This is a genomic window from Streptomyces bikiniensis, from assembly GCF_000716625.1.
Taxonomy (GTDB): Bacteria; Actinomycetota; Actinomycetes; order Streptomycetales; family Streptomycetaceae; genus Streptomyces; species Streptomyces bikiniensis.
The window spans coordinates 1-15,492 of record NZ_JNXJ01000027.1 but is presented as its reverse complement, the minus strand read 5'-3'; the positions used below and the strand labels follow the sequence as shown (position 1 = coordinate 15,492).

General features: G+C 73.5%; 17 protein-coding genes. 5 read left to right on the top strand and 12 right to left on the bottom strand.

The annotated features are described in order from the left end of the window. Nucleotides 1–145: 145 nt before the first annotated feature. The 4 genes from OO47_RS21255 to OO47_RS21240 form a co-directional block, all read right to left on the bottom strand. Nucleotides 146–979 carry a hypothetical protein gene (locus tag OO47_RS21255; RefSeq protein ID WP_030208035.1) on the bottom strand — a complete coding sequence of 278 codons (834 nt, stop codon included), beginning with the start codon at nt 977–979 and terminating at the stop codon, nt 146–148. Next, on the bottom strand, nt 979–2,256 hold the full coding sequence (locus OO47_RS21250; protein ID WP_030208032.1) for a VWA domain-containing protein: 1,278 nt from the start codon (nt 2,254–2,256) through the stop codon (nt 979–981). The genes OO47_RS21255 and OO47_RS21250 overlap by 1 nt, the downstream gene beginning before the upstream one ends. A gap of 71 nt (nt 2,257–2,327) precedes the next feature. Next, nucleotides 2,328–2,591 (bottom strand): DUF6296 family protein, encoded by a 264-nt coding sequence (locus OO47_RS21245; protein ID WP_033209848.1) that lies wholly within the window; start codon nt 2,589–2,591, stop codon nt 2,328–2,330. 56 nt (nt 2,592–2,647) lie between these two features. Beyond that, entirely contained in the window at nt 2,648–3,496 is an 849-nt protein-coding gene (locus tag OO47_RS21240) for an N-formylglutamate amidohydrolase (protein WP_030208023.1), read from the bottom strand. 184 nt (nt 3,497–3,680) lie between these two features. Here OO47_RS21240 and OO47_RS21235 point away from each other — a divergent pair, with 184 nt between their 5' ends. The 3 genes from OO47_RS21235 (at nt 3,681) to OO47_RS21225 (ending at nt 6,604) form a co-directional block, all read left to right on the top strand. Further along, nucleotides 3,681–4,277 carry an HPP family protein gene (locus tag OO47_RS21235; RefSeq protein ID WP_030208020.1) on the top strand — a complete coding sequence of 199 codons (597 nt, stop codon included), beginning with the start codon at nt 3,681–3,683 and terminating at the stop codon, nt 4,275–4,277. Nucleotides 4,278–4,756: 479 nt separating this feature from the next. Then, a complete protein-coding gene (locus OO47_RS21230; RefSeq protein ID WP_030208018.1) occupies nt 4,757–6,286 on the top strand; it encodes a SulP family inorganic anion transporter in 1,530 nt (509 codons plus the stop codon). 93 nt (nt 6,287–6,379) lie between these two features. Next, nucleotides 6,380–6,604 (top strand): DUF6458 family protein, encoded by a 225-nt coding sequence (locus tag OO47_RS21225; protein WP_030208016.1) that lies wholly within the window; start codon nt 6,380–6,382, stop codon nt 6,602–6,604. 117 nt (nt 6,605–6,721) lie between these two features. Here OO47_RS21225 and OO47_RS34050 read toward each other — a convergent pair whose 3' ends face one another. Further along, nucleotides 6,722–7,153: an ATP-binding protein gene (locus OO47_RS34050; protein ID WP_051715451.1), complete on the bottom strand. Its 432-nt coding sequence runs from the start codon at nt 7,151–7,153 to the stop codon at nt 6,722–6,724. Between the two features lie 204 nt (nt 7,154–7,357). On the opposite strand from OO47_RS34050, the gene OO47_RS21215 reads away from it, so the two are divergent. After that, the gene (locus tag OO47_RS21215) at nt 7,358–8,206 is read left to right on the top strand and encodes an RNA polymerase sigma factor SigF (protein WP_051715500.1); all 849 of its coding nucleotides are present in this window, start codon (nt 7,358–7,360) and stop codon (nt 8,204–8,206) included. Between the two features lie 80 nt (nt 8,207–8,286). Here OO47_RS21215 and thpD read toward each other — a convergent pair whose 3' ends face one another. The 6 genes from thpD to OO47_RS21185 form a co-directional block, all read right to left on the bottom strand. After that, entirely contained in the window at nt 8,287–9,171 is an 885-nt protein-coding gene (thpD, locus tag OO47_RS21210; protein ID WP_030208010.1) for an ectoine hydroxylase, read from the bottom strand. A 68-nt stretch (nt 9,172–9,239) separates the two neighbouring features. Beyond that, a complete protein-coding gene (locus tag OO47_RS21205) occupies nt 9,240–9,677 on the bottom strand; it encodes an ectoine synthase (RefSeq protein ID WP_030208008.1) in 438 nt (145 codons plus the stop codon). A gap of 55 nt (nt 9,678–9,732) precedes the next feature. Next, complete coding sequence (gene ectB, locus OO47_RS21200; RefSeq protein WP_407696335.1) at nt 9,733–10,998, bottom strand: diaminobutyrate--2-oxoglutarate transaminase; 1,266 nt, start codon at nt 10,996–10,998, stop codon at nt 9,733–9,735. Nucleotides 10,999–11,073: 75 nt separating this feature from the next. Then, nucleotides 11,074–11,616 carry a diaminobutyrate acetyltransferase gene (ectA, locus tag OO47_RS21195; RefSeq protein ID WP_030207997.1) on the bottom strand — a complete coding sequence of 181 codons (543 nt, stop codon included), beginning with the start codon at nt 11,614–11,616 and terminating at the stop codon, nt 11,074–11,076. Between the two features lie 313 nt (nt 11,617–11,929). After that, nucleotides 11,930–12,733 carry an endonuclease I family protein gene (locus OO47_RS21190; protein WP_030207994.1) on the bottom strand — a complete coding sequence of 268 codons (804 nt, stop codon included), beginning with the start codon at nt 12,731–12,733 and terminating at the stop codon, nt 11,930–11,932. 197 nt (nt 12,734–12,930) lie between these two features. After that, nucleotides 12,931–13,395, bottom strand: a complete 465-nt coding sequence (locus tag OO47_RS21185; protein ID WP_030207990.1) for an Lrp/AsnC family transcriptional regulator — start codon at nt 13,393–13,395, stop codon at nt 12,931–12,933. 165 nt (nt 13,396–13,560) lie between these two features. Between OO47_RS21185 and OO47_RS21180 the strand changes: the two genes are divergently transcribed. Then, entirely contained in the window at nt 13,561–14,673 is a 1,113-nt protein-coding gene (locus OO47_RS21180; RefSeq protein ID WP_030207980.1) for an asparaginase, read from the top strand. Between the two features lie 83 nt (nt 14,674–14,756). Here the strand turns inward: OO47_RS21180 and OO47_RS21175 are convergent, their stop codons facing one another. Continuing rightward, nucleotides 14,757–15,197 (bottom strand): GNAT family N-acetyltransferase, encoded by a 441-nt coding sequence (locus OO47_RS21175; RefSeq protein ID WP_030207977.1) that lies wholly within the window; start codon nt 15,195–15,197, stop codon nt 14,757–14,759. Nucleotides 15,198–15,492 lie beyond the last annotated feature (295 nt).

Sequence of the window (15,492 nt, the reverse complement as noted above, 5' to 3'; positions counted from 1 at the left end):
TCTTACCAGACCTATTGGGGGAAAACGGGGCAAATCCATCTAATTATGTTTAACGGTCAACCGTCTGGGGCGTGGCGACGGCCCGGAACGGCCGAAGGCCCCCACCGCGCCGGAGCGGTGGGGGCCTTGACGGCTTGCGAGAGGGTCAGGCGGCCGGCGGGACCCGGGACGGGCGGCCCGCGCCGCGCGTCAGGACGTAGCCGCCGATGCCCGCGAGCGCCGCGAGGACACCGCCCGCCAGGGTCCAGAGCCAGCGGTCGGACCACCAGCCGGAGGACCAGCCGTCCTCCGGTGCCGCCGCCTCGACGGCGGACGGACGGCCCGCGTCGGCGTCCGCCTCCGCCCGGTCGGCGGTCACCGCCCCCGGCACGAGCGGCGCGGCGAGCGCCCCGTCCGTGGCGTGGGCGCCGCCCTCGTCCTTGAGGTCCACCCCGAGCCGGGCGTCGAACGACTGGCCGAGGTCCTCGTCCGGCAGACCGGTGACGGTCAGGCGTACGTAGTAGCTGCCAGGCAGCGGATCGTTCGCCCAGGCGTCGGCCGAGGCGCGGACCGGCCGCAGCACGCAGGCGAGTGCGACCTTCGCGGCGTCCTCGGCCGCCGTGCGGGACTGCGTCCCGTACATGCAGGGCTGACGGCGCCGCAGCCCGTCGTACACGTCGATCCGCCAGGTGGAGGGGCCGTGCCGCAGGGCCGTCTCCGGCAGGGTGACGGTGGCGTTCACCGTCGGCCGCTGTCCGGTGTCCGCCGGGAACACCCAGTACAGGTAGTCGCCCGTGGCGGCCCGCGCGGTCGCCTGCTGCCCCGGGAGGAACCGCGTGGCAGTGCGGAAGGAGGTGCCCGCCTCCGTCGGCCCGGTGGTGGTACGGGTGTCCGGGGTCGCCGTGGCGGAGGGCGAGTCGGCGACGGCTGCCGGAGCCGCGAGCCCGAGCAGGGCCGCGCCCGCGAGGGCGGCCGCGGCGAACGTGCGTACGGTACTCATCAGTGGGTCCTCCAGACGGCGACGCGCCAGCGGGACAGCCAGCCCCAGATCAGGCCGGCCAGGAAGCCGGTGAGCACCAGCGCGCCGAGCAGCCACCAGCCCCGGCCGAGGCCGAACGAGGCCGCGTCGGACGCGGTCGCGGGGCCGTCGACGACGTCCACGGTCAGCTCGATCGGCATGCCGGGCGTCGTCTTGACCGACGGGGGAGCGGAGAAGGAGTTGCTGACCTGGAGGCAGACCGTCTCGGCGGCCGGCTTGGCGTCGTCGGAGTCGGTGCCGGCCTGCTCCGGCTTCGGATAGCGCAGCCCGGTGGACATCACGTCCGTGCGCCCGTCGCCGGCCTCGGAGCCGCGCGTGATCTCCCGGCCGTGGCGGGTGACGGCGCGCAGCAGCACCCCGTAGTCGTTGTTGACCGCGCGGTCGGCCGACACGCTGACGGAGGCGCGCAGCTCCTGGCCGGGCAGCAGGTCCACCCGGTACCAGCGGTGCTCGCCGAAGGACTCGCGGTCCGTGTAGAGGCCGGGCTTCAGCTCCGGCGCGTCGGCGCACCGCGCCGTGCCCCGCGCGGCGACGGGCGTGACGACCGGGTCGGCCGCGCGGTCGACCAACTGCCGGACGCGGCGCGAGAGTTCCTCGGTGCGGTGGACCGAGGTGTACGTGCCTCCGGTCGCCTCCGCGATGCAGGTGAGCTGCTGCCGGGTCTTGGCGTCCGGTACCAGGCCGAGGGTGTCGATGACGAGGTGGATGCCCTTCGCCGCGATCTCCCGTGCCACCTGGCAGGGGTCGAGCGGGGCGCAGGTGTCCTCGCCGTCCGTGATGAGCACGATCCGGCGGGTGGCGTCACCGCCCTCCAGGTCCTTCGCCGCGCCGAGCAGCGCCGGACCGATCGGGGTCCAGCCCGTGGGGGCCAGGGTGGCCACCGCGGTCTTGGCCTCGGTCCGGTCGAGCGGACCCACCGGATAGAGCTGACGGGTGTCCTTGCAGCCCTGCTTGCGGTCCTGCCCCGGATAGTCGGCGCCCAGGGTCCGGATGCCGAGGCGCACCTCCTGGGGCACCGCGTCGAGGACCTCGTTGAAGGCCTGCTTCGCGGCGGCCATGCGGGACTTGCCGTCGATGTCCTGGGCGCGCATGGAACCGCTGACGTCGAGCACCAGCTCGACCTTGGGGGATTCCTTCGCCACCGGCGCGTCGGCGACCGCGTGCGCCGGCAGGAGCGCGGCGCCCAGGGCGGCGAGCAGCGCGCAGGCCCCGGTCGCCAGCCGTTTTCTCGTGATCATCGCCGGATCGTATTGATGATCGTCCGACAAACCAAAACGGGTGGGCGGGCCGGGGCCCGGGGCGCGCGGTGTCAGGCGGAGGGCGCGGCGGGGTCCTCGGCGCCGTCCTCGGGCAGGGCCCGGGCCCGTACGGCGTGCGCGGGGTCCTGGTGCCCGCCCGAGGGCATGACGCGGACCTCGCCCCGGTCGCTGATCTCGGCGCGGATGATCCCGGTCGGGTCGGTGTAGACGGGATGGCCCCCGGAGCCCTTGTAGAGGGTGCGCTCCACGACCACGACGTCCCGGGTGGCGCCCGTGACGTCGGTGAACACCAGCTCGTATCTGGATATGCTCATCTGCCCTATTTTACGCCGATATGGGAACCACACTGTCCGGCGGTGTGGAACACCGTTCAGGTCGTACGGGACACGGCGTCCACCAGCTCCGCCAGGGCCGTCCCGAGGGCCGCCGCCCCCGGTCCCGCCGCCCCGCCCGGTTCGCGCATGTACAGATCCCGGCGTATCTCCACCATCAGCGCGTGGACCCGCGGCTCCCGGCCGTAGTGCGCCAGTGGCACGTAGGTACCGGCGAAGGGGCTGTCCGTCCCCACCCCGCCGAACCCGCCGAACGCCTCCCGCGCCGCGTCGAGGAGCGCGGGCGGCGTGTGGAAGGCGTCGGTGCCGAGGCAGACCGGCGGCCGGGGGCCGTCGCCGTGCAGCTCGTACGGCAGCGGTGCGCTCGGGTACGAGTGGACGTCGATCACCACCGCCCGGCCCGCCGCCGCCAGCCGCTCGGCCACGGCCTCGGCCATGCCCCTCGCGTACGGCGTGAAGTAGCGGTCGAGCAGCGGCGCCGGATCGAACCCGGCCGGCCGCAGCTCGGCCCGGTGCGTGGTGCGCGTGTACACCGCGCCCATCCCGACGGCCGCCATCTCCTCCCGCTCGTCCGGGAAGCGCTCGGGATCGACCACGAGGCGGGAGAGCCGGTTGACGAACCGCCAGGGGACCGTGCCCGCCGCCGCGGCGGCCGCGGCCGCGATCTCCGCCGTGTGCGCGTCGGTGATGTGGTCCAGCTCCCGCTCCAGTGCGCCGTCGCCGAGCAGGATCCCGGCCCGCACGTCCGCCGGCACCGCGCGGGAGGAGTGCGGCACGTGCAGGAGGACGGGGGAGTCCGGGGCGCCGGGGAGGAGGTCGAAGGGAGGGGGAGGGGGCGCGTCGGGGCGGCGGGCCTCGGGCGCGTCGGTGCGCGGGGTCTCGTTCATGCCGGGATCCTCCCCCGACCCCGCCCGCGGCGTCACGAAACCGCTGGTTAGAGTGGTGGGAGGTTGCGCCGCCGTACCAGGACCGGGCGCGAGACCGGGCCGACTGTCGACCACAGGGACCCGTGAGACCCCCGTCCCCGCCTCACCCGGCCCACGGCCGCCTGCCCCGGAAACGCCGCATCGCATGAGCACCGACACCACGACCGCGCCGAGCCCCGACACCGCTCCCGCCGGCCCCCCTTCCACCGCCGCCTCTTCCGCCGCTCCCGGCCCGGAGGGCCCCCGGCGGCCGAGGATGGCCGGACGGGCCCCGGCCCGGCCCGCGCCCGCGGCCGCCGTCCACAGCGTCAGCGCCGCCACGGCCGCCCTCCTCGGGCTCGTGGCCCTCGGCGCCCTCCTCCACGAACCCGTCCTGATACCCCCGCTGGCCGCCAGCGCCGCCCTGGTGCACTGCGCCCCCGCGCTGCCCCTCGCCCAGCCCCGGAGCGTGGTCGTCGGCCATCTGCTCGGAGCCGCCGCCGGATACGCGGTGGCCGCCGCCGCGAGCGGCAGCGCCTGGGCCGCCGCGGTCGCCGCCGGCGTCACCCTCGCGCTCACCACCCTGGCCCGCACCCCGCACTCGCCGGCCTGCGCGACCGCCGTCGTCGTCGTGCTCCAGGCGCCCGCCCCGGGCCGCTTCGTCCCCCTCCTCCTCGTTTCCACGGTCCTGCTCGTCCTGACCGCGTTCGCCGCCTCCCGCGTCCGGCGCGCGGCACCGAAGTACCCCGCCTACTGGTGGTGACCCCCGGGCCCGGCGCCCGCGTGACCCCGGTCGCGTCGGTGCGGCCCCCGGCCAGGCCCCCTCGGGCCCCCGGCAAGGCCCCCTCGTAACCCTCGGGCCCCCAGACCCCCGGACCCCCGGACCCCAGGTCGGGCGACCGCACGCCCTCCCGTCGTGCGCTGCGTGTGCGGGCGCCTGCGGCCCGATGCGCCCCGGCGCCGTGCGCTCCCGCACGCCCTCCGCGGGGGTGATCGCGTCAACTTCCGTTCGGTTCCGGCCGGGAATCCCTGTCGGGGACCGGGTCGTTCACCGTCCGGTCCACCAGCGCGCATTACCCTTCGTTGGTCACCATTTGACCTCGTCTTGGTGAAACCTGTTGCCGGTGGGACCCCGGAGAGGGGGGTGCCGTGCCCGGCCACGGGCCGTCCCGGCCCGTCCCGCCCGTCCGCGCGACCACCGGCCCGTCCCCGCTCCTCGCGAGCCCATGAGGGGAGATCCGCATGTCACCCTCCTTGCCCCTTCTCCGGCAGTTCCCCCACCTCCGGCAGGACTTCGCGGCCTCGCTCGTCGTCTTCCTCGTCGCACTGCCGCTCTGCATCGGCGTGGCCGTCGCCTCCGGCGTACCGGCCGAACTCGGCCTGGTCACCGGCATCGTCGGCGGAATCGTCACCGGACTCATGCGGGGCAGCAGCCTCCAGGTCTCCGGGCCCGCCGCCGGTCTCACGGTCCTCGTCTTCGAGGCGGTCAAGGCCTTCGGCCTCGCCGCGCTCGGGATCATCGTGCTCCTCGCCGGACTGCTCCAGATCCTCATGGGCCTGCTGAGATGGGGCCGCTGGTTCCGGGCCATCTCCCTCTCGGTCGTCGAGGGCATGCTCGCCGGCATCGGCCTCGTCATCGTGGCCGGCCAGCTCTACGCGGCGGCCGGGCTCGACGCCCCCGACTCCGGCCTCGCCCGGCTCGCCGGTCTGCCCGCCGCCCTGGTCGGCGCGCTGACCGCCCCCGCCAACCTGGTCCCGCTCGCCGTCGCCACCGGCACGGTCCTGGTGGTCGTGGGCTGGCGGCACCTGCCCCCGAGGGCGCGGGCCGTGCCCGGCGCGCTCGTCGCGGTCCTCCTCGCCGCCCTCGCCACCGTCCTCCTGGACCTGCCGGTCGCCACCGTGAGGGTGAGCGGCGTCCTGGACGCCGTGCGCGTGCCCGGAGCGGACGCCTTCACCGCCCTGGCCGACGTCGCCCTGCTCGGCACCGTCCTCGCCTTCGCGCTGATCGCCTCGGCCGAGTCGCTGTTCAGCGCGGCGGCCGTGGACCGGCTGCACGACGGCCCCCGCACCGACTACGACCGCGAACTGCTCGCGCAGGGGGTCGGCAACGCGGTCTGCGGCGCCCTCGGCGCACTGCCCATGACCGCCGTGATCGTCCGCAGCTCGGCCAACGTCCAGGCCGGGGCCAGGACCAGGGCCTCCCGGGTGCTCCACGGCGTGTGGCTGCTGCTCTTCGCCGCCCTGCTGCCCGCCACCCTGGAGTACGTGCCACTCGCCGCGCTCGCCGGGATCCTCGTCCACGCCGGCTGGAAGCTGATCCCCTTCAAGGGACTCGTCGCGCTGTGGCGCGGCCACCGGGGCGAGGCGCTCGTCCTCGTCGTGACGGCCCTGGCGATCGTCACCGTCAACATGTTCGAGGGGGTCCTGGTCGGACTCGTCCTCTCCGTCGCCAAGGCGGCCTGGGACGCCTCCCACCTCCGCGTCGAGCGGACCGACGACGGCCACGGGCCGGTGCGCGTCAGCCTGTCGGGGAACGTCACCTTCCTGCGGCTGCCGAAGATACTCGACGCGCTCGAAGACCTGCCGGGGGACCGCCCGGTCGAACTGGACCTCTCCGGACTCCAGCACCTCGACCACGCCTGCCGCGCCGCCCTGGAGACCTGGGTCGCACGCCACTCCGCCGCCGGCCCCGACTCCGTACGCCTGCACGGCTCGCCGGAGCGCGCGTCCGGTCCGTCGAAGGAGGGCGCACCCGCGCGGACGGGCTCCTGACCCGGGGTCATCCCAAGGCCCGCGCACGGGCATCGGGGATGAGGACGGCAGTCCGGGGTACCCGATGACCGTCCAACCCACTAGGGAGGAATCATGGGTCTGGGAGCTTTCATCATTCTGATCGCGGTGGGGGCCATTCTCACGTTCGCGTCGGACTGGCAGATGGAGGGGGTCAACCTCGATCTGGTCGGCCTGATCCTCATGGCCGTCGGCATCATCGGGACGGCGGCCTACGTCAGCGTGCTGCGCCGCCGCCGCATGGTCGTCCCCCCGGTCGCCCCCACGGTCACCGAGGACGACCGGCGGGACCTGCTCTGAACGAACGTTCCGCCGTCGTCCCCGCAAGGGGTGTGCGAGAGGGGTGACCGCGCTTCGGGCGCGGTCACCCCTCTCGTCTCTCCGTCTTCCGCCGCGCGCCCGGGGCGCGGACGCCGTTCACCGGTCCACCGTCACCGCCGCGTGGATGGTCTTGCCGTCCGGCCGGGTGTCCACGGTGACCTCCCGGCACAGCCGCAGCACGATCGGCCAGCCGAAGCCGCCCGGGCGCAGCTCCTCGCGCAGGTCGTAGCGCGGCGCCTGCCCGCTGGCGTCCGCCACGGACACGGTCACGCGGTCGGGCCCGACGGCGATGCCGAAGTCCACGACCCCGCCCCCGTGCCGGTGCGCGTTCGTGACCAGCTCCGACGTGACGAGCAGCAGGTCGTCGACCTGGTGCGGCGGCAGCGGGCCGAGGGCCGCGAGCGTGTGGCAGACCAGCTGCCGCGCCTGCGCGGGAGTGCCGATCGGCGACGGCCCGTACGCCCCTGCGCCGGGGCGGGCCGTCGGGGCCGCCGGCGTACGGGACCGGGTGTCGCTCCGAGTGTTCATCGCGGGGTCCCTTTCTTCCTGATTCCTCAACAGGTGACGGAATTCGCCTGCCCGTTCGCCCAGAAGTGATGCGCGCCACTCCGGCCGGAGCGGACGCCCCGTTCGGGGGAGTGCGTTCCGGAAGCGGGGGTACGAGAACCGGAACTGCTGGACCGACCGCGAAGAAGAGGAGGTTGTCGCGTGCGGACCGAGACGGCCGAGGCGATGGCGACGTACGTGACGAGCGGCGCGTGTGAGGACCTGCCCGTCCTGGAGGCTCCCCACGAGGTCGCGCCCCAGGACGCCCGCGCCCTGACGAAGGTGTTCCTCCGCGAGCTGGCGGAACGGGAGGAGGGCACCGAGGCGTACCAGTACGTCCGGAACACCCTGATCGAGATCAACATGTCGCTCGTGCGGTACGCGGCGGGGCGGTTCCGCGCGCGGGCCGACGAGATGGAGGACATCGTCCAGGTCGGCATGATCGGCCTGATCAAGGCGATCGACCGCTTCGACCTCGCGCGCGAGGTGGAGTTCGCCACCTTCGCGGTGCCGTACATCGTGGGCGAGATCAAGCGCTTCTTCCGGGACACCACCTGGGCGGTGCACGTCCCCCGCCGGCTGCAGGAGGCGCGGGTGGAGCTGGCGAAGGCGACCGACGAGCTGAGTTCGCGGCTCGGCCGGGCGCCCCGGGTCGCGGAGCTGGCCCTGCTGATGGGGCTCCCCGAGGAGGAGGTGGTCGAGGCCCAGATCGCCTCGAACGGCTACAACTCGACCTCGCTGGACGCCGCGATCAACGGCGGCGACGAGGAGGACGAGGCGGCCCTGGCCGACTTCATCGGAGAGGAGGACCCGGCGCTCGAACTCTTCGAGAACTTCCACACCCTCGCCCCGCTGGTGGTGGCCCTCGACGAGCGCGACCGGCTGCTGCTCCACCTGCGCTTCGTCGAGGAGCTGACGCAGGCGCAGATCGGCGAGCGGCTCGGCGTCTCCCAGATGCACGTCTCGCGGCTCCTGGCCCGCAGCCTCAACCGGCTGCGGGAGGGCATGCTCGGGCAGCCGCGCGCCACCGGGTGAGCGGCCGGCGGCACGTACGGGAAGGGCTCGCGCCCCCGGGAGACCGGGGCACGAGCCCTTTTCCGTACGCGCGAACCGGGTTACGGACGCGCGGCGATGAAGGAGGGGCGCCGGACCGGGGCGGCGAAGGGCGCCTCCGGCAGGTTCTCCACGCTGTTGAAGACCAGGAACACGTTGCTCCGGGGGTACGGGGTGATGTTGTCGCCCGACCCGTGCAGGGCGTTGCAGTCGAACCAGGTGGCCGAGCCGGCGGGCCCCGTGAAGTGCCGGATGCCGCACGCCTCGGCGAAGGTGGTGAGCGCCTCGTTCGAGGGCGTCCCCGCGTCCTGCATCTGAAGCGACCTCTTGTAGTTGTCCCGGGGGGTCTCCCCGGCGCAGCCCAGGAAGGTGCGGTGCGAACCGGGCATGATCATCAGACTGCCGTTGGTGGTGAAGTTCGGCGTGAGCGCGATCGACACCGAGACCGTCCGCATCTGCGGCAGACCGTCCTCGGCGTGCCAGGTCTCGAAGTCGGAGTGCCAGTAGAAGCCGCTGGCGCCGAAGCCCGGCTTCACGTTGACCCGCGACTGGTGCACGTAGACGTCGGAGCCGAGGATCTGGCGGGCGCGGCCCACGACCCGCGGGTCCTCGGCGAGCCGGCCGAAGACCTCGCTGATCCGGTGCACCTCGAAGACGGACCGGATCTCCTGGGAGCGGGGCTCGACGATCGCCCGCTCGTCGGCCCGGACGGCGGGGTCGGTGACGAGCCGGTCCAGCTCCGCCCGGAGCTCGTCGACCTCGTCGGGGGTGACGAGTTCGTCCACCGTGACGAAGCCGTCGCGGTCGTACTCCTCCAGTTCGCGCGCCCAGAAGGGGCCGGGCGTACCGGGCTCGGACCACACGACGGGGTCCTTGCGGCCGATCAGCTCCTCCCGGGGGCCGCGGGTGGGATAGAGGTCGACGGGGCGGGTGGGTGCGGAGGCCATGGGGCGGTGCGCCTTCCTTTCGTGCGTCTGGTGCGTCTCGTACGTCTGGGGCGGGGGAGTGCGGCGGGTCAGGCGGCGTCGTCCGCGGCGCCGGCGTCGGTCGGCTCGGACTCGGGCTCGGTCAGCAGGGGGTAGACGCCGTTCTCGTCGTGGTCCTCGCGCCCGGTGACGGGCGGGTTGAAGACGCACAGGCAGCGGAAGTCCTTCCTGACCTTGAGGGTGTGGCGCTCGTGCCCATCGAGCAGGTACATCGTCCCGGGCACGATCGTGTGCGTGAGGCCCGTCTCGTGGTCGGTGAGCTCGGCCTCGCCCTCCGTGCAGACGACGGCCTCGACGTGGTGCGCGTACCACATGGAGGTCTCGGTCCCGGCGTACAGCACCGTCTCGTGGAGGGAGAAGCCGACCCGCTCGCGGGCCAGGACGATGCGCTTGCTCTCCCAGGTGCCCGAGGCGGCCCTCACGTGCCGCTCGGTGTTCTCCAGCTCGGCGAAGGAGCGGACGATCACAGAGGTGTCTCCTTTCGGGGAATCCGCAGGGTGGCGGATCAGGCGGTGTGGAGGATCAGGCGGTGTGGCGGACGGAGCGGGCCAGGATGCCGAGGCCCTCGTCGAGCTCGTCGTCCGTCGCGGTCAGCGGCGGGAGCAGCTTGACCACCTCGCCGTGCGGTCCGGACGTCTCCAGGAGCAGGCCGGTCTCGAAGGCCCGCCGGCACACGGCCTCGGCGCGCTCTCCGTCGGCGAACTCCAGGCCCCACACGAGACCGCGTCCGCGCACCGCGACGCCCGACCGCCCGTCGTCCCCGCACAGGTCGAGCAGGGCGCGCTCCACCCGGTCGGCCCGCCCCAGGGTGCGCTCGCGCAGGGCGTCGTCGCGCCAGTAGGCGTCGAGGGCGGCGGTGGCGGTGACGAAGGCGGGGTTGTTGCCGCGGAAGGTGCCGTTGTGCTCGCCGGGCTCCCACAGGTCGAGCTCCGGGCGGAACAGGCAGAGGGCCATGGGCAGGCCGTAGCCGCTGATGGACTTGGACAGGGTGACGATGTCGGGCGTGATGCCCGCCTCCTCGAAGGAGAAGAAGTCGCCGGTGCGCCCGCAGCCCATCTGGACGTCGTCCACGATCAGGAGCATGTCGTGGCGGCGGCAGAGGTCCGCGAGGGCGCGCAGCCACTCGGCGCGGGCGACGTTGATCCCGCCCTCGCCCTGGACGGTCTCGACGATGACGGCCGCCGGGTGGTCGAGGCCGGAGCCCGGGTCCTGGAGGAGCCGCTCGAACCACAGGAAGTCGGGGACCTGCCCGTCGAAGTAGTGGTCGAAGGGCATCCGGGTGGCGTGGGGCAGGGTCACGCCCGCCCCGGCGCGCTTGGCGGAGTTGCCGGTGACGGCGAGCGAGCCGAGCGACATCCCGTGGAAGGCGTTGGTGAAGGAGACGACGGTCTCGCGCCCGGTGACCTTGCGGGCGAGCTTCAGGGCCGCCTCCACCGCGTTGGTGCCGGTCGGGCCGGGGAACATCACCTTGTAGGGCAGGGCGCGGGGCTCCAGGACCGCCGAGCGGAAGGCCTCCAGGAAGCCGCGTTTGGCGGTCGTCGACATGTCGAGGCCGTGGGTGATGCCGTCGTCGGCGAGGTAGTCGAGGAGGGCGCGCTTGAGGACCGGGTTGTTGTGCCCGTAGTTCAGCGAGCCGGCTCCGGCGAAGAAGTCGAGGTAGGGCCGCCCCTGCTCGTCGTACAGCCTGCTGCCGGAGGCGCGCTCGAAGACGGCGGGCCAGGCGCGGCAGTAGCTGCGGACCTCCGACTCGACGGTCTCGAAGACGGAGGAGGGGGCGAGTTCGGTCAGGGTCACGGAGTCTCTTCTCCCAAGGTGGTGCGGGTGCGTGCGTGTGTACGGGGGCGGCCGGGGCCGCCGGGCGGCTCAGCGGACCGCGGAGTCCAGGGGGCCGATGCGGTACAGCACTTCGGCCTCGTGCCCCGCCGTGGGGAAGGAGGAAGCCGGGAAGAGGATCTCCCGCGCCACCTCGGCGCCGTGACGGCGCGCGTAGGACCGGAACATCCGGTCGGACGCCAGGTTCCCCGGCGTGACGGTCGCCTCCACGCGGTCGAGTCCGTGCTCGGCCGCCACCCGGGCGGACAGAGCGTCGAGCAGGGCCCCGGCTACCCCGCTTCCGCGGTGCGAATCCTCCACGGCGACCTGCCAGACGAAGAGCGTGCCCGGCGCGTCGGGCCGCAGGTAGCCGGTGACGAAGCCCACCGGGCGCCCGGAGGCGTCACGGGCGACGGCGGTCGTGTCGGCGAAGTCGCGGCACCACAGCAGATAGCTGTACGGCGAGTTGAGGTCCAGCTCTCCCGAGCCGCGGGCGATCCGCCAGAGGTCGGCGCCGTCCTCCCGTTCGGCCGGGCCGACGGAGACGCCGCCGGTCAGAGGTGTCGTGGGGGCAGTGGACTGGGCAGTGGTCATGGGCGCCGAAGGTACCCAGCGGATCTCGGAACTTCCTGGGCCTGAGGGGTTGTTGAGAGCGGGAGAAACGTGATAGGTGCACTTGCGGCACCGGTGAGGGGAATCCCTCTTTCTCGCTACGGAAAATCCCCCCAAGGCCTGACAAATTGCCCGTTTATAACGGATGGGTAACGGCTGAGGGGTGAGGGATTCGCGTCCTCAAGGAGCGTGAGAACATTCCGAGTTTCGCGTTTGAAGTCGCGGAGAGCGGTCAGGTGTAGAGGCCGCCCCGTGTCGCGCCCCTGGGGGAGCGGCACGGGGCGGCCCGTTCGGTCTACCAGATCGCCTCGACCCACTCCGGGTGGTCGACGAACGGGTTCCGGTTGCCCTGGTAGGTGCCGAAGACGATGTCGTTGCGCCGCTTCTCGAAGGCGCTCGGCGGGTCCTGCTCGTTCCACTGCTTCAGGACCGAGAGGCGGCCGTGGAACGGGACGCTGCCGTTGGAGGTCGACTCGTTGGGCTCCAGGTCCGCCCAGGAGTCGCCGCCCTCGTAGCGGACGGTCATGTAGAGGAGCATCCGCGCCACGTCGCCCTTGTCCGCGTCGCGCGGCTCGAAGGAGTTGCTGTCCGTGTAGCTGCCGGGCGCGCCGCTGACCGGGCTGCCGCCGAGGTCGAAGTCCTTGTTGCCGCGGGCGCTGTTCACCTGCACGTCCGCCGCGCGCAGGTGGTGCAGGTCGGTGCCGGGGCCGGCCGAGGTGCCGAAGTCGCCGTGCGACTGGGCCCAGGTGTGCTCGCGGTTCCAGTCGCCCACCGCGCCGCCGTTGAGGGACTTGGCGCGCGAGGTCCCGCTGTAGAGCAGGATCACGTTGTTCGGGTTGTTCGGGTCCTGGTCGAGGGTCTTCAGGGCGTTCCAGACCGCGTCGTACGAGATCTTGCTCTGGCTGCTGATGATGGTGTGCAGCGAGGACTTGAGGGCCGGACCGGTCTTGCCGACCGCGTTCTTGTAGTACGTGCTGTCGTACGGGGAGGTCGTGGCGCTCGCGGGGTTCGCGCCGACCGCGGGGAGGGTGAGGGTGACGAGGACGGCGGCTATGGAGGCCGCCCGGTTCTTCCAGCGGCGGGGCTGTGCGACGGACATGGGGGTGCCCTTTCCCGGTGGGGGCACGCGACGGGGCATGGCGTCGGCTCAGGGGCGCCGCGCTCTACGCGTGTTGACTTCTTGTCAGGCGGGAGCGTGGCACGGGGGAGCGGCCCGCCGTGTAACCGGGAGGAGGAGTTTCCGTGACGTTCTCGCGTACACGGGCGCCGGGCCCGCCGCGCCCGCCCGGTACCTCCTCAGGCGCCCCGGACGTCCACCGGCAGCCCTTTCGGCTCCTTGACCCGCTTCATGATGATCTGGGAGTTGACCTCGGTGACCCCGGCCAGCGTCGTCAACCGCTCGATCCACAGCCGCTCGTACGCGGCGAGGTCCGCCACCGCGATCCGCAGCAGGCAGCCGGGGCTCCCGAAGAGCCGGTACGCCTCGATCACGTCCGGCACGTCCTGGAGCGCCTCCTCGAAGGCCTCCACCGTCTCCCGGTCCCGCCGCACCTCCACCGAGACGAGCACCTCGAAGCCCCGCCCCACCGCCTCCGGGTCGATGACCGCCCGGTAGCCCCGGATCACCCCGTCCTGCTCCAGCTGGCGCACCCGCCGCAGACAGGGGGAGGGGCTGAGGCCCACCCGCTGGGCCAGCTCCTGATTGCTCAGCCGGCCGTCGTTCTGGAGCTCGCGCAAGATATGGAGATCGATTCGGTCCATGACGCAATCTTCTCCCACGAAGAAACATTTCAGCGGCTTATTCGGCAATCGCATTGCGCGCCGTTTGTCCTATCCTTGCGGACTCGAAGGTCCCGGAGGGGCCTTCCGCGAGCCCTTCACCACGGGGGCGGAGCCCCTTTCGGTACGGAGTCGAGGACGGCAGCCATGAAGCGGACGCACGACGGGGAAGCGCGCAGGATCGTCGTCATCAGCACCGGCGGCACGATCGCCAGCCGCTGGCAGGGCACCGGCTACGCGGCCGACGCCTCGGGCAGCGACGTCCTGGCCACCGCGCCCCTCCCCGAGGACGTCGCCGTCGAGGTCGTCGACCTCTTCAACGTCAACAGCTCCCGCATGACCGCGGCCCACCAGCTCGCCCTCCTGCGCACCGTGCACGAGACGTTCGCCGACCCCGGCGTCGACGGCATCGTGATCACCCACGGCACCGACACCCTGGAGGAGACGGCCTTCCTCCTGGACCTGCACCACACCGACGCCCGCCCGGTCGTCCTCACCGGCGCCCAGCGCCCCTTCGGCACCGGCGACGGAGACGGCCCCGGCAACCTCTACGACGCCCTCCAGGTCGCCTCCACCGTCCGCGACCTCGGCGTCCTCGTCGTCTTCGACGGACGCGTCCACGCGGCGCGCGGCACCGTGAAGTACCGCACCCTCGCCGCCGACGCCTTCTCCGACCCGTCGATCGAGCGCCTCGGCCGCGTCGGGTTCTCCCGCGTCGACATCGAGCGGCAGCCCGAGCGCCCGGCCCCGCTGCCCCTCCCCGCCGTCGCGCGCACGGCCGGGCCCGGCGCCACCGGAGCCGCCCCGCTGCCCCGCGTCGACATCGTGACCCACCACTCCGACGGCGACCCGTTCCTCCTGAACGCGGCCGTCGCCGCCGGCGCCCGGGGCATCGTCCTCGTCGCCACCGGCGCGGGCAACGCCACCCCGGAGATCGCCGCCGCCGTCGCGGACGCGGTCGCCCGGGGCGTCCTCGTGGCCGTCACCACCCGCGTCCCCTCGGGACCGCTCGCCGAGATCTACACCGGCGGCGGCGCCGTCGACCTCGTCGCCGCCGGTGCCCTCCTCACCGGCACCCTCCGGGCCGCCCAGGCCCGGATCGCGGTCCTCGCCACGCTCCTCTCCGAGGAGGGCGGCACGGGCGACCCCGCCCGCGCCACCGCGCTCCTGCGCCGCCTCCTCGACGGCCCGGTCCGCGCCGAACCGGCCCTCGCCACCGGCGGCTCCCGCTCGGCCTCGTCCGTCGCCGCCCGCACCTGACCGGCGCCCCCCCCGGAACCCCGGCTCCCGGACGGAGCCCTCCAGCCCGTCCGCGAGCCGGAACCAAACCGTCGCCGCGCCCGTCACCCCAGGCGCAGGGTCACGAACGGGACGGTGTCGCCCGGCAGGACGTACCGCTCCACTTCCGTGAAGCCCCGCGCCAGGGCGAACCGCAGCCCCTCCTCGCTGGAGGCCAGGACCACCGTCTCCACGCCCTCGCCGCCCAGCGACCGCGCGTGCGCGAGCCCCCGCTCGTACAGCGCCGTCCCGAAGCCCCGTCCCCGGAACCCGGGCAGCGTCCGGGCGATGACGGTCGCCGCCGCCGTCTCCCCGTCCGGTGGGCGCACCGTCGAGCAGCCCACCGGCACGTCCCCCAGGTAGGCCACGTCCAGCCGGTTGCGCCCCGCGCGCTCCCGCACCTCCTCGGGCGAGAGGACGGCCGTGGGGACGATCGCGTCGTGGACGGCGCGCCAGTCCGCGAGCGGCGCACCGGTCCGCGCCCGCTCGATGCGAAGATCGTTCATCCGGGCAGCCAACCGCCTCCCCGCCCGGCCGGTCAACCGCTTTCCGAGCCCGCCCGCGGACCCCGGGAGGCCGCGTCCGTACGGGTGAGGGCGCGGGGACGGCGGCAGCCCCGCCCGCCGAACGGGTACGGATCGCTGCACTGCCCCACCGGTCAGATCCACCCCACCGCCCCGGCCAGGAGGAATGCCGTCCCATGCCCGTCCGCAAGGGCGCCCCCGCGCTGCTGAGCGCCGGCACGCTGTGTGCCGCCCTGCTGCTCGCCGCCTGCGGGAGTCCCGCCGCCCCGCCCGCCGA

Bases quoted from the DNA above. Each gene is read 5' to 3' on its own strand.
- OO47_RS21255 (WP_030208035.1), bottom strand. From the start codon at position 979: ATGAGTACCGTACGCACGTTCGCCGCGGCCGCCCTCGCGGGCGCGGCC.
- OO47_RS21250 (WP_030208032.1), bottom strand. From the start codon at position 2,256: ATGATCACGAGAAAACGGCTGGCGACCGGGGCCTGCGCGCTGCTCGCC.
- OO47_RS21245 (WP_033209848.1), bottom strand. From the start codon at position 2,591: ATGAGCATATCCAGATACGAGCTGGTGTTCACCGACGTCACGGGCGCC.
- OO47_RS21240 (WP_030208023.1), bottom strand. From the start codon at position 3,496: ATGAACGAGACCCCGCGCACCGACGCGCCCGAGGCCCGCCGCCCCGAC.
- OO47_RS21235 (WP_030208020.1), top strand. From the start codon at position 3,681: ATGAGCACCGACACCACGACCGCGCCGAGCCCCGACACCGCTCCCGCC.
- OO47_RS21230 (WP_030208018.1), top strand. From the start codon at position 4,757: ATGTCACCCTCCTTGCCCCTTCTCCGGCAGTTCCCCCACCTCCGGCAG.
- OO47_RS21225 (WP_030208016.1), top strand. From the start codon at position 6,380: ATGGGTCTGGGAGCTTTCATCATTCTGATCGCGGTGGGGGCCATTCTC.
- OO47_RS34050 (WP_051715451.1), bottom strand. From the start codon at position 7,153: ATGAACACTCGGAGCGACACCCGGTCCCGTACGCCGGCGGCCCCGACG.
- OO47_RS21215 (WP_051715500.1), top strand. From the start codon at position 7,358: ATGGCGACGTACGTGACGAGCGGCGCGTGTGAGGACCTGCCCGTCCTG.
- thpD (WP_030208010.1), bottom strand. From the start codon at position 9,171: ATGGCCTCCGCACCCACCCGCCCCGTCGACCTCTATCCCACCCGCGGC.
- ectA (WP_030207997.1), bottom strand. From the start codon at position 11,616: ATGACCACTGCCCAGTCCACTGCCCCCACGACACCTCTGACCGGCGGC.
- OO47_RS21190 (WP_030207994.1), bottom strand. From the start codon at position 12,733: ATGTCCGTCGCACAGCCCCGCCGCTGGAAGAACCGGGCGGCCTCCATA.
- OO47_RS21185 (WP_030207990.1), bottom strand. From the start codon at position 13,395: ATGGACCGAATCGATCTCCATATCTTGCGCGAGCTCCAGAACGACGGC.
- OO47_RS21180 (WP_030207980.1), top strand. From the start codon at position 13,561: ATGAAGCGGACGCACGACGGGGAAGCGCGCAGGATCGTCGTCATCAGC.
- OO47_RS21175 (WP_030207977.1), bottom strand. From the start codon at position 15,197: ATGAACGATCTTCGCATCGAGCGGGCGCGGACCGGTGCGCCGCTCGCG.